Below are 12,512 nucleotides of genomic sequence, written 5' to 3' on the forward strand. Positions count from 1 at the left end.
TCGCACGCCGCGCGAAACCCGCTCAAGGACTTCACCGGAAGTGGCCGGAACCGGTCAGTGACCACCGAACAGGCGCGTCACCGCCGTTTCGACGTCGTCAAGCCACCCGGCACGCTCCGGCTTCCCGGCGTCGGCCACCACCCGCAGCACGAGCCGTGTCACCTCCGGCTCACCGAGGTAGGGCGCCAGGCAGCGCCGCCAGATCGCGTCGAGCGGGTCGCCGAACAGGGTCCGCTCGCGCTCCTCGGTCGTGTCGGAGGTGTTGACGACCAGCAGCCGGCGCAGGCTCAGCAACGACTCGGGCGCGCCGCCCGCGTCGTCGAGCCGGTAGGCGACACCGGGGACGAGGATCCGGTCGAGCCAGCCGCTCAGGATGGCCGGCGGTTTGCCCCACCAGTTCGGGTGGACCGCGACGAGCCCGCCCGCGTCCCGCAGCTCCTCGCGGTGCCGCCGGACCAGCGGGTCCGGTTCGGCGGCGAGGAACTCTTCCGCACCGGTGCCGCTGGTGTAGGCCTCTTCCGCGGTCAGCACCGGGTCGAAGCCTTCGGCGTACAGGTCGTGGAACCGCACGGGCACGCCGGCGCGGGTGAGCGTGTCGACGACCCGCTCGGCGAGCGCGTGGTTGAAGCTCCCCGGCCGGGGGTGGGCGAGCAGGACCACCACGGGAGCGGTCATCCGGTCATCGCCACGAGGATGCGCCGCCGGCCGGTGAACGGTTCGCGCCCGTGCGCCATCAGCATGTTGTTGATCACCATGATGTCCCCAGCCTGCCACGGGAACGCGTAGCTCACCTCGTCGTAGACCTCACGGATCTTCTCCAGGTCCGAGACGGGGATCGGGCTGCCGTCGGCGAAGTAGGCGTTGCGCGGCAGATCCGCTTCCGGGTACAGCTCCAGCAGCGCCTCGCTGACCTCTTCGCCGAGGCTCGAGACGTGGAAGAGGTTGGCCTGGTTGAACCACACGGGCTCGCCGGTGTGCGGCTCGGTGGTGAACGACGGCCGGACGTGCCGCGTGCGCAGCCCGTCTTCGGTCCACTCGAAGGTCTGGCCGTTGCGGGCGCAGTAATCTTCGACGACCGCGCGATCCTCGGTCTGGAAAGCCTCCTGCCAGGTCAGGCCGAGCCCTTCGCGGAACGCGCGGGTGTAGGTGACGCCGCCCGCGAACCGCTCCCGCAAGTCCTCCGGCAGCAGCCGGTACATCGCCCGGCTGTCCGCGATCGGCGTGGCCCCACCGGTCTCCGCCGCGGTGTCGCACAGGAAGAACAGCCGCGCGGGCCAGCTCGCCGAGTAGGAGTTCTCGTTGTGCATCGGGATCGACTCGGCCGGCGGGTACTCCGTCGAGGTGTAGATGTTGCCGGCCACCGCCGAGCGCGGGGTCGACCGCTCGGTGTAGGTCAGCAGCGCCCCGCCGATCGTCTCGGTGACCTGGTTGAACAGGTCCAGGTCGGTGGGCAGCCCGCGCAGCAGGAGCGCGCCGTGGTCACGCAGGTGCGCTTGCAGCCGCGGCAGGTGGGCCTCGACCGACGCGAGGTCGGTGGCGTGGTGGACGGCGATCCGGGTGTGGGCATTGCCTTCCCGCTGCTCCAGCGGCGCCGTGAGATCGGCGGTCATGACTCCTCCAGTTCGAATCGGACCAGCTTGGTGGCCTCGGTGTGCAACGCGGCCAGGTCGTCGGCGTCGGCGAAGCCCGCGACGAGGACGTTGACCGCGTAGATCTCCTGGTCGTCGGTGAGCACCTGGCCGGGCGAGACGATGGTGACGACTTCGAGGACCTCGGGCAGGCCGGCGACCTGGTCCGCGCCCTCGACGCGCACCAGGCGCCCGGCGCCCTCGGCGTAGACGACCAGGTAGCCGACGGGAACGGGCAGGCCGGCGCCGCGCGCGGGCGGCGGGGTGCCGAGCGCGAGCGAGACGGCTTCGGCCGTGACGTCGATGCCGGTGGCGAGCTTCAGCAGCGCGGGCTGCGCTCCCCCGGCGCACCGCCCGGCGTTCACTTCGACGACCACCGGGCCGCGGGTCGCGTCGTCGATCACCTCGACGTGCGCGACCGTGTTGTCCAGCCCCAGCGCGAGCACCGCGCCGGTCGCGGCGCGCTCGATCGGCACGGCCCGCCCGGGCCCCAGCCCGAACGGCGGGCAGACCATGGCGAGCTCGAACTTCCGGTCGTCGACCAGCGGTTTGCCGACCACGGTGACGGGCTCGGCGACGCCGTGGCGGACCAGGACGTCCACGGCGTACTCCGGGCCGTCGAGGAACCCCTCGACCAGGAACACGCGCAACGGGTCGAGCGCTCCGGGCAGCAACCGGTGGTAACGCGCGTCCTCGGACTGCGGCAGCCGGGTGGCCAGGAGTTCATACGCCGCGGCCAGTTCATCCACTGTGGACACCGTGCGGACGAGTGTGCTCGCGGCGCCGTTGACCGGCTTGACGATCGCCGGCAACCCCACTTGGGCGGCGATCTTCGCTGCGTCGGCCGGGTCGGCGAACAACGCGCACCGAGGGCCCGGCAGTCCCGCTTCGGCGAGCGCCTGACGGACGGCGAACTTGTTGTGCGCCAGCGTGAACACGGCCGCCGGGCAGCGGGCGACGCCGAGCAGCTCGGCGACGCGGGCGGTGCTCGCGATGATCCCTTCGGCGGCAGTGAGCACCGCGGCGGGCTCCCGGTCGCGGAGCGCGTCGGCGACCGCGCCGGCGTCCCGGACGTCGCCGACCACGACGAACCCGTCCACGAGCGCCGCCAGCTCCGCCCGCTCGGCGTCGTCGAGGGGTTCGGTGACCAGTTCGGCCCGGAAGCCCTCGCGGCGCACGGCCGCCACGACGTCGCCGATCCAGTGCCCGCGTGTCTCGCGGACGACGAAGGCGGTCTTCACGAGACCTCCAGGCGGACGAGCTTGTTCGCCTCCGCGTGAAGGGCCGCGAGGTCGTCGTGGTCGGTGAACCCGGCGACGACGAGGTTCACCGCGTACGTCTCCTGGTCGTCGGTGAGCACCTGTCCCGGTGACACCGTGGTGACGACGTCGATCACCTCCGGCAGCGCGGCGAGCTCGTCGAGCCCGCCGATGCCGGTCAGCGTGCCCGAGCCGGACGCGTAGAGGATCAGCATCCCCAACGGGATCGGCAGCTTCGCCGGTTCCCGCGCGGGCGGGGGCGCGTCGAGGGCCAGCGCCGTGAGCTCGGCGAAGACGTCGATGCCGGTGCGCAACTTTGCCAGCAGCGGCATGATCGAGCCCGCCGGGCGACCGGCGTTGACCTCGACGATCGTCGGGCCGCGCTCGGCGTCGTCGATCACCTCGACGTGGGCGACGGTGTTGTCCAGCCCCAGCGCGAGGACCGCGGCGGACGCGGCTTCGGTGATCAGCGCGGCGCGCTCGCCGGTGAGTCCCGCCGGCGGGCAGGACAGCACCAGCTCGAACTTGCGCTCGTCGACCAACGGCTTGTCGAGCAGCTCCACCGGCTCGGCGACGCCGTCCCGGACCAGCACGTCGACCGCGTACTCCGGGCCGTTCAAGAACCCTTCGACGAGGAAGGTCTTCGCCGGGTCGAGCGAGCCGAGCGGACGGCGGTAGCGCGGGTCCGGGGACTCGGGCAGCCGCGCGGCCAGCACCTCGTAGGCGGCCGCCAGCTCGTCCACAGTGGACACGGTCCGGACGAGGTTGCTCCCGGCGCCGTTCACCGGCTTGACGATCGCCGGGAGGCCGACCCGCTCCGCGACGTCCGCGGCCTCGGCGGCCGAGGAGATCACCGCGAACGCGGGCCCGGTCCCGCCGAGGGCTTCCCGGACGGCGAACTTGTTCGCGCACAGGGCGAACACCGAAGCCGGGCATCGGGCGACCCCGAGCAGCTCGGCGACCCGGGCGGTGCTCACGATCGCCCCGTCGGAGCCGGTCAGCACAGCCACCGGAGCGCCGACGGCCGCGCGGATCGTCGCGGCGACGGCCTCGGGCTCGTAGACGTCGTCGATCGCCACGACGTCGTCCACGACCGTGGCCAGCGACGCGCGTTCGGCCGCGTCCACCGGGGGCGCGAGCAGCACCGCGCGGTGACCGGCCGCGTGCACCGCGGCGGCGACCTCGCCGACCCAGTGCCCGCGCGCCTCCCTGATCAGCACCACGGCACTCACGCGGCCTCCTTCCCGGCGACGGCGAGCTTGCGCTCCCGCTCCTGCGCGCCGACCAGGTCGTCCGGCAGCGAGTCGGGCACCTCGGTGTCGAAGCGGCGCAGCAGCTTCACCGCGAACCCGCTGACGTTGATGAGCAGCAGAACCAGTGCGTAGACGACGTAGGCGAGCCCGACGCCGCGGCCTTCGCCGGTCCCGAGCACCGCGCCGACCGAGCCTTCGAGGGCGCCACCGGGCGCGAGCAGCGGGGAGAACCAGCCGACGGCCAGGGGCGCCAGCACCGCGAACCCGATCGGCAGGGTCGACCAGGTGATCGTCTGGTTGATCGCGAACACCCGCCCGTGGAACCGCTGGGGCACCTTGACCTGCACGAGCGTCGCGTAGATGCCCTGCGACACGGCCATCGCCGCGGCCAGCAGGAACACGCCCGCCGCGACCACGACGAGCGACGGCCGCAGGCCCATCACCAGGCTGCCGACGGCGATGCCGACGTTCCCGACGAGCACCCCGGCCATCCGCCGGTGCCGCGGGCCGCCCCACAACGCCATGCCGACCCCGCCGGCCACCGCGCCGAGCGCCTCGGCCAGGGCCACCTGCGCGACGTCGGTGACCGTGCCGAACGAGAGCACCAGCGGCGAGACGAGCACCAGCGCGGGCGCGAGGAAGACGTTGGCCAGCGCGAAGTACAGCAGCATCGTGCGGAAGCCGCGGTGGTTCCACGAGTACTTCAGCCCAGCCGCGATCGCCGTCAGCAGCGGCTCGCGCGGACGCCAGCCGAGCAGGTCGGGGAACCGGACGAACAGCAGGCTGACGATGGCGAAGACGTAGCTCGCCATGTCGAGGACCAGGATGCCCGACAGCTGGATCGTGGCCAGCAGCCCGGCCGCGATCACCGGCATGAGCAGCTGCGCGAAGCCGTTGGACAGCTGGGCGAGGCCCATCGCGTGGCCGAGGTACTGCTTCGGGACGAGCTGCGCGACCGACGACTGGTAGGCGATCCGCTGCAGCGACCCCGCGACCGAGCCGAGCGGGATCAGCACGTACAGGAACCACAGCTGCAGGTTGCCCGCGGTCAGCAGCAACGCCAGCGCGAGCTGGATGACGCCGGCGATCGCGCTGGCCGCGATCATGATCTTCCGGCGGTCGCCGCGGTCGACGAGCGCGCCCGCCACCGGCAGGACCAGCACCCCGCACAGCAGGGCCAGCGCCCACAGCAGACCGAGGTCGGTGACCGAGCCGGTCTTCGTGTAGAGCCAGATCGGCACGGCGAACGACGTCAGCGCCGAGCCGGTCGAGGAGACCAGCTGCCCGACCGTGACGGTGACGAACCGGGCCATGCTCGGTTTCACCGTGAGCTTCTCGTCCACTGTGGACCGGTGCGTGTCGTGGACCGCCCAGCCCGCGTCCTCGCCCCTCGCCGAGACGTGCAGCTCGCCGGGGTTGTCCAGGGCGGGGTGGACGCGGGTGAGGATCTCGGCCAGCTCGTCCGCGCGGTAGCGGAGGAAGAAGTGCCCGGCCTGGTCCAGCACCACGAGCACGGTGCGGTCGGTGAGGAACTCCCACTCGCGGTAGCGCTCGGCGTAGTAGTCGGTGACCGGGTCCTCCGAGCCGACGACCGAGACGATCGGCGCGCGCAGCTTGGCGACGCGGGCGTCGAGCAGGCCGCTGAAGTACTCCTCGGCGGCGCGGCTGTCGGCGCGCATGGTGCTGATGATGCGGTCGGCCTGGTCCGGGTCGAGCTCCTCGGTGTCGACGCCCATGCCCTTGAGCCAGTCCGCGTAGTACCGGTTGCTGCGCAGCTTCTCCAGCCGCGTGCGCAGGGTGCCGACCGCGCCCTTGATCCGCGCGAACGGGAAGATCGCGCCGATGTGGACGACTTCCAGCCGGCGTCCGCGCTCTTCGAGCCGGCGGGCGACCCCGACGGCGAGCGCGTTGCCGACCCCGCAGTGGCCGTAGATGGCCAAGGGGCCGTCGATCCGCTCGAGGACCTCGTCCGCGAGCCGCTCGACCAGCACGTCGAACGGGACGGCTTCCTCGCTCAGGCCGACGTCGTGGCCGGGGATGGCCACCGAGAACAGCGAGAATCCGCCGGGCAGCGCGTCCGCGAGGGGCTGGTAGACGATCGCGCTGCCGCCGCCGTACGGGAAGCAGACGTAGGTCAGCGTCGGCTTCGCCACCGGCTTGGTCAGCTCGTAGAGCAGATGCCCGGAGTCGTCGCGGTCCCCTTCCAGGAACGTCGCCAGCTCGCGGATCGTGCGGTGCTGGAACAGGTCCATCACGCCCGCCTGGTGCCCGGCCTTCGCGATCCGCGCGACGACCTGGGTCGCGAGCATCGAGTGGCCGCCGAGGTCGAAGAAGTCGTCTCCGACGCCCAGCTCGTCCACCTTGAGAACGTGCCGCCAGATGTCCGCGAGGAGGATCTCCACAGGCGTCGAAGGCGCGACGAGCTCCGTGCTCGTGTCCCGGCTCGCGACCGGCGCGGGCAGCGCCTTGCGGTCGAGCTTGCCGTTCGGGGTCAGCGGCAGCTCGTCGAGACTCACGAACGACGGCGGCACCATGTAGTCCGGCAGGGTCTGCTTCAACGCTGCCCGCAGCGCCCCGGCGTCCGCGTCGCCGACGACGTACCCGACGAGCCGCTTGTCCCCCGGGGTGTCCTCGCGGACGAGCACCACGGCGTCGCGGACGCCATCTTGCCCACGCAACGCCGTTTCGATCTCGCCCAGCTCGATGCGCAGGCCGCGGAGCTTGACCTGGCTGTCGATGCGGCCGAGGAAGGCCAGGGTGCCGTCCGGCCGCCAGCGGGCGAGGTCGCCCGTGCGGTACATCCGTCCACCGTGGAACGGGTCCGGGACGAACTTCTCGGCCGTCAGCTCGGGCCGGTGGTGGTAACCCAGCGCCAGGCCGGCACCCGCGATGTGCAGTTCGCCCGGCACACCGACCGGACACGGCCGGCCACGCCGGTCGAGGACGTAGATCCGGGTGTTGCGGATCGGCGCCCCGATCGGCACGGACGCGACTTCGGCGAGCGCTTCCGGTGTGCAGTGCCAGGCGGTGACGTCGATCGCGGCTTCGGTCGGGCCGTAGAGGTTGTGGAGTTCGCAGTGCGGCAGCCGTGCGGTGAACTCGCGAGCCGTGCCGAGCGGCAGCTCCTCACCGCTGCACACGACCCGCCGCAACGCCGGCACCCGGTCGACGCCGGGTTCGGCCAGGAACAGGCTGAGCATCGACGGCACGAAGTGGGCGGTGGTGATGCCCTCGGCGACCAGCAGCTCGCGCAGGTACGCCGCGTCCTTGTGTCCGCCCGGCTCGGCGAGCACCAGCCGCGCGCCGGTGCCGAGCGGCCAGAAGAACTCCCACACCGAGACGTCGAAGCTCGCCGGGGTCTTCTGCAGCACCGAGTCCGACGCATCGAGGCCGTACGCGTCCTGCATCCAGTCCAGGCGGTTGACGATGCCGCGGTGCCCGTTCGGCACTCCCTTCGGCCGCCCGGTCGAGCCGGAGGTGTAGATGACGTACGCGGGATCGTCCGCGCCCGCCAGGGGTTCCGGGGGTGTGACCGGGCCGGTCAAGCCGTCGAGCACCACGACGGTCGCTTCCCCGGGCGGGAGGGTGTCGCGGAGGGCGGCCTGGGTCAGGACCACCGGCGCGGCCGCGTCGTCGAGCATGAACGCGAGCCGGTCCGCCGGGTACTCGGGGTCGAGCGGCACGTACGCGCCGCCCGCCTTCAACACCCCGAGCAAGCCGACGACCAGCTCGAAGGAGCGGTTCGCGAAGACACCCACCAAGATGCCCGGCCCGACCCCCAGCTCACGCAGGTGGTGCGCCAGCCCGTTGGCCCGCTCGTCCAGGTCGCGGTAGGACAACGACTCGCCGCGGAACGTCAGCGCGGGCGCGTCCGGCGTGCGGGCGACCTGGGCTTCGACGAGCGCGTGCAGCGTGCCCGGCGGGATCTCGCCCGCCGTGGTGTTCCACTGGTTCAGCACCAGGTCGCGGTGTGCGTCGCCGAGCAGGTCCAGTTCGGACACCGGCCGGGCCGGGTCGGCGACGATCGACCGCAGCAGCGTGACCAGGCGGTCGGCCATCCCGGCGACGGTTTCCGCGCCGAAGAGCGCGGTGTTGTGGACGAACTTGCCGATCAGCCCCGACTCGATCTCGATGGCGTGGAACTCGAAGTCGAACCGGGTCGAGGGCAGGTCCATCGGCAGCCAGCGGAAGTCCACTTCGGACTCCCCCGCCGCGTCCATCCGGCCCATCTCGTAGTTCTGCAGCGCTAACATGGCCTGGAACACCGGCGAGCGGCTGACGTCCCGCGGCACGCCCAAGGCGTTGACCAGCCGTTCGAACGGGACGTCGGCGTGGTCGAACGCGTCGAGCACGTGCCGCCGGGTCCGCGCGAGCAGCTCGGTGAACGCGGGGTCGCCGTCGAGCTGGGCGCGCAACGGCAGCATGTTGATGAACATGCCGACCACGCCTTCCAGCTCGGGCAGCCCGCGCCCGGCCGACGACGACCCGATCGCGAAGTCCTCCTGCCCGGAGTACCGGGACAGCAGCACCTGGTAGGCGGCGAGCAGGGTCATGAACAACGTGACGCCGTGCACGCGGCTCAGCTCACCGAGCGCGCGGGCGAGGTCCCGCTCGACGAAGAACTCGTGGATCGCGCCGTCGAACGTCTGGGTCGCCGGCCGCGGCCGGTCGGTGGGCAGTTCCAGCGGCTCGGCTCCGCGCAGGGTCTCCTGCCAGTGGTCCAGCTGCCGGTCCAGCTCGGCGCCGGTCAGCGTCCGGCGCTGCCAATGCGCGAAGTCGCCGTAGCCGATGGTCAGCTCGGGCAGCCCGGCCGCGGTGCCGTGGTAGTGCGCGGCGAGGTCGCGCAGCAGCAGGTCGACCGACCAGCCGTCCCCGACGATGTGGTGCGTGCAGACGACGAGGAGGTGCTCGGTGCCGGAGATCCGGGCCAGGGTGGCCCGCAGCAGCGGCCCGGCGGCCAGGTCGAACGGCTCGGCCACCGCGGAGTCCACCGCGGCCCGGGCTTCCGCTTCCCCCGCCACGTCCACAATGGACAACGGCACCGCGGCGGTCGGTTCCAGGTGGACCGACGGCCGACCGTCCTCGCCCGCCGGGAACCGCGTCCGCAGCGCCTCGTGCCGCGCCGGCAGGGCGTCCAGCGCGGCTCGCAACCGGTCGACGTCCAGCCGGCCGGTGAGGCGGATCGGCACCGGGATGGTGTAGGACGTCGTCCCGGGCGCGAACTGCTCCATGAACCAGACGCGTTCCTGCTGGTAGGACAGCGGGACGGGGTCGCCGTCCGGGCGCCGGGTGATGGTCGCGGCCGGTTCGGCCCGCCGGCGCAGCCGCCGTTCCAGCAGGGCGCGGCGCGCGGCCGCGCTGCTGGTCTCGTCGATCGTCGTCACGCCTGCCCGCCTTCGGCCAGCTGGGCCCGGACCTCTTCGTCGCTGAGCTGGTCGAGGTCCTCGGCCAGCCGCCGTTCGACCTCGGCCGCGAGCCCCGCCACGGTGGTGAACGAGAAGAGGCCACGCACCGGGAGGTCGACCCCGACCTGCTTGCGGATCCGGGCCATCGCGCGGATCGCCAGCAGCGAGTTGCCGCCGTGGGCGAAGAAGTCGTCGTGCACACCGAGCTTCTCGACCCCGAGGAGCTCACCGAGCACCTCGGCGACCAGCTCTTCGGCCGCCGTGCCCGGCGCGACGTACTCCGTCTCGCCGCCCAGCCCCGGATCGGGCAGCGCGGCCCGGTCGAGCTTCCCGCTCGCCGCCACCGGCAGGGCGTCCAGAGTGAGGAAGACCGTGGGCACCAGGTAGTCCGGCAACGTCGTCCGCAGCGCTTCGGCCGCGCCGTCGGCGTTCCCGACGACGTACCCGACCAGGGTGCCTTCGCGGACGGCCACTGCCGCGTCGCGGATGTCCGGAAGGTCGCGCAACGCGGCTTCGACCTCGCCCGGCTCGATCCGGTAACCGCGCAGCTTGACCTGCTCGTCGGTGCGGCCGAGGTACTCGAGGGTGCCGTCACGACGCCAGCGGGCGAGGTCGCCGGTGCGGTACAGCCGGCCGAACGGGCCTTCGGGGAAGCGTTCGGCGGTCAGCTCGGTCAGGCCGAGGTAACCGTGGGCGAGCTGCGGCCCGCCGAGGTGCAGCTGGCCCGCGACACCGGGCGGGACCGGCCGGAGCCGGTCGTCGAGAACGTAGACGCGAGTGCCGGGCACCGGACGGCCGATCGGCACCGGCCCGTCGACCGGACCGGACAGCCGGTGGGTGACACAGCCGACGGTCGCCTCGGTCGGGCCGTACTCGTTGGTGACGGTGCTCCCGGAGAACGGCCGCACGGCCTCGCCGAAGAGCGCTTCACCGCCGAGCACCAGGTCACCGGTCGGGTAGGACTCTTCGGGAAGCACGGCCAGATGGGTCGGGGTGGCCTTGACGAAGTCGGGCCGACCGCTGTCCACCAGGGAACCACCCGCGACGAGCGGGCCCAGCAGGGTCGTCACGGTCAGGTCGAACGACGCCGACGTGTGCAGCAGCGCACGTCCCGCCAGGCTCGGGTACGCCTCGCACGCCCAGCCCAGGTAGGTGGCGAGCGCGCGGTGTCCGATCCGGACACCCTTCGGCCGTCCGGTCGAGCCGGACGTGTAGATCACGTAGGCGATGTCGTCCGGACCGGGCTGGGGCGGGTTCTCCGGAGACGACTCGGCCCACACCGCCGGATCACCCAGGTCCAGTGTCTCCTCGTCGAGCGTGACACCGCTGGTGAGCACCACGCGGGCGCCCGCGTCAGCCAGGATCAGCGCCTGCCGCTTGCCCGGGTTGGCCGGGTCGAGCGGGACGTAGGTGGCGCCGCTCTTGAGCGTCCCCACGATGCCCACGACCAGGTCGGCCGAGTTCGGCGCGCACACCCCGACCACCCCGCCGCGGCCGAGCCGGTGCGCGACGCGGTTGGCGCGGGTGTTCAGCTCGGCGTAGCTGAGCCGCACCCCGCCCAGGTCGACCGCGACGGCGTCCGGCGTCCGTGTCACCTGTTCTTCGAATCGGGCGACGACCAGCGGAGCGTCCTCAGTGGACGTGCCACTCCACTCTTCGAGGACCTGGACCCGCTCGGCGTCCGACAGCAGCGGCAGGTCCGCCACGGCCACGGCGGGGTCGTCGACGGCGGCGGTCAGCAACCGGAGGAACCGGTCCACCATGGACTCCGCGGTGGCGCGGTCGAACAGGTCCGTCCGGTAGAGCAGCCGCCCGCCGGTCGCAGTCAGGTCGATCGCGACGTCGTCCTTGGCCGTCGAGTACCGGACCGGCTCGATGCCCGAGTCGGGGATGAAGTTGAACCCGAGCTGGTAGAGCGCCTGCACACCGCCGTCCCGCTCCGGGCGCACCTCCTCGGCGACCAGCTGGAACGGCACCCGCCCGTGCTCGATGGCGTCCAGCACCGCGGTGCGGACCCGGCCGACCAGCTCGGCGAACGCGGGCTCACCCGCGCAGTCCACCCGGACGGCGAGCTGGTTGACGAACATCCCGATCAGCGGCGCCAGCTCGGGCAGGTCCCGCCCGGCGACCGGCACCCCGACCACCACGTCGTCCGAACCGGACAGTCGGGCCAGCAGTGCGACGTACCCGGCCAGCAGCACCATGAACGGCGACGCCGAGAGCCCGCGGCCGACCTCGCCGACCCGGTCGAGCAGCCCGTCGGGCAGGGTGAAGTCGACCTGGTCGCCGGCAAAACCGAATTCGGCGGGCCGCGGCCGGTCGGTCGGCAGGCTGTGCACCGGCGGGAGCCCGGCCAGCCGCTCGCGCCAGTAGTCCAGCTGGGTGCGCAGAAGGGGCAGCTGACCGCGCTGCCAGGCCGAGTAGTCGGCGTACTGGATGGCGAGCTCGGGCAGCTTCGGCAGCCGTCCTTCGACGGCGGCGTTGCAGGCTTCGTTCAGCTCACTGGCCAGGACCAGCACCGAGCCGGCGTCGAACACCGCGTGGTGCACCACAAAAGTGAGGACCCAGCCGGCGTCGGCGAGGCGGCACAGCTGGGCCCGCCACGGCGGCGCGCCGTCGAGCGGGATCGGGCGCCGGGCGACCTCCTCGGCGAGCTCCGCGGCCCGCCGCCCCGCGTCCGGGACCGTCCGCAGGTCGTGCACCTCCGGCTCGATCGGCACAGCGGCGCGCACGATCTGGACCAGCTCACCGCCGTCCATCCGGAACGCCGTGCGCAGCGCCTCGTGGCGCCCGACGACCACGCCGATCGCGGCCCGCCACTGCCCTTCGGTGAGCGGCAGGTCCTGCCGCACCTGGCAGGGCAGGTTGTACACCGGGGACGCCGGGTCGAGCTGGTTCGACAGCCAGATCCGCTCCTGCCCGAACGAGGCGGGGAACGTCCATTCCTTCTTCTCGGTCATGGTCTCC

General features: G+C 72.4%; 6 protein-coding genes. All 6 read right to left on the bottom strand.

From position 1 onward, the window contains the following. Window positions 1-54: 54 nt before the first annotated feature. Genes ACZ61C_RS11585 through ACZ61C_RS11610 form a run of 6 tightly spaced genes read right to left on the bottom strand, consistent with a single transcriptional unit; the run spans window position 55 to window position 12,505 of the window. Window positions 55-675: an NAD(P)H-dependent oxidoreductase gene (locus ACZ61C_RS11585; RefSeq protein WP_465305509.1), complete on the bottom strand. Its 621-nt coding sequence runs from the start codon at window positions 673-675 to the stop codon at window positions 55-57. Next, window positions 672-1,610 (bottom strand): TauD/TfdA family dioxygenase, encoded by a 939-nt coding sequence (locus ACZ61C_RS11590; protein ID WP_465305511.1) that lies wholly within the window; start codon window positions 1,608-1,610, stop codon window positions 672-674. Before ACZ61C_RS11590 ends, ACZ61C_RS11585 begins: the two co-directional genes overlap by 4 nt. Beyond that, window positions 1,607-2,869 carry an ATP-grasp domain-containing protein gene (locus ACZ61C_RS11595; protein ID WP_465305513.1) on the bottom strand — a complete coding sequence of 421 codons (1,263 nt, stop codon included), beginning with the start codon at window positions 2,867-2,869 and terminating at the stop codon, window positions 1,607-1,609. The genes ACZ61C_RS11590 and ACZ61C_RS11595 overlap by 4 nt, the downstream gene beginning before the upstream one ends. After that, window positions 2,866-4,119 (bottom strand): ATP-grasp domain-containing protein, encoded by a 1,254-nt coding sequence (locus tag ACZ61C_RS11600; RefSeq protein ID WP_465305515.1) that lies wholly within the window; start codon window positions 4,117-4,119, stop codon window positions 2,866-2,868. Before ACZ61C_RS11600 ends, ACZ61C_RS11595 begins: the two co-directional genes overlap by 4 nt. Next, the gene (locus ACZ61C_RS11605; protein ID WP_465305517.1) at window positions 4,116-9,524 is read right to left on the bottom strand and encodes a non-ribosomal peptide synthetase/MFS transporter; all 5,409 of its coding nucleotides are present in this window, start codon (window positions 9,522-9,524) and stop codon (window positions 4,116-4,118) included. The genes ACZ61C_RS11600 and ACZ61C_RS11605 overlap by 4 nt, the downstream gene beginning before the upstream one ends. Continuing rightward, complete coding sequence (locus ACZ61C_RS11610) at window positions 9,521-12,505, bottom strand: non-ribosomal peptide synthetase (protein ID WP_465305519.1); 2,985 nt, start codon at window positions 12,503-12,505, stop codon at window positions 9,521-9,523. Before ACZ61C_RS11610 ends, ACZ61C_RS11605 begins: the two co-directional genes overlap by 4 nt. Between the last annotated feature and the right edge of the window lie 7 nt (window positions 12,506-12,512).

The sequence above is a fragment of the Amycolatopsis sp. NPDC104587 genome (genome assembly GCF_055583645.1).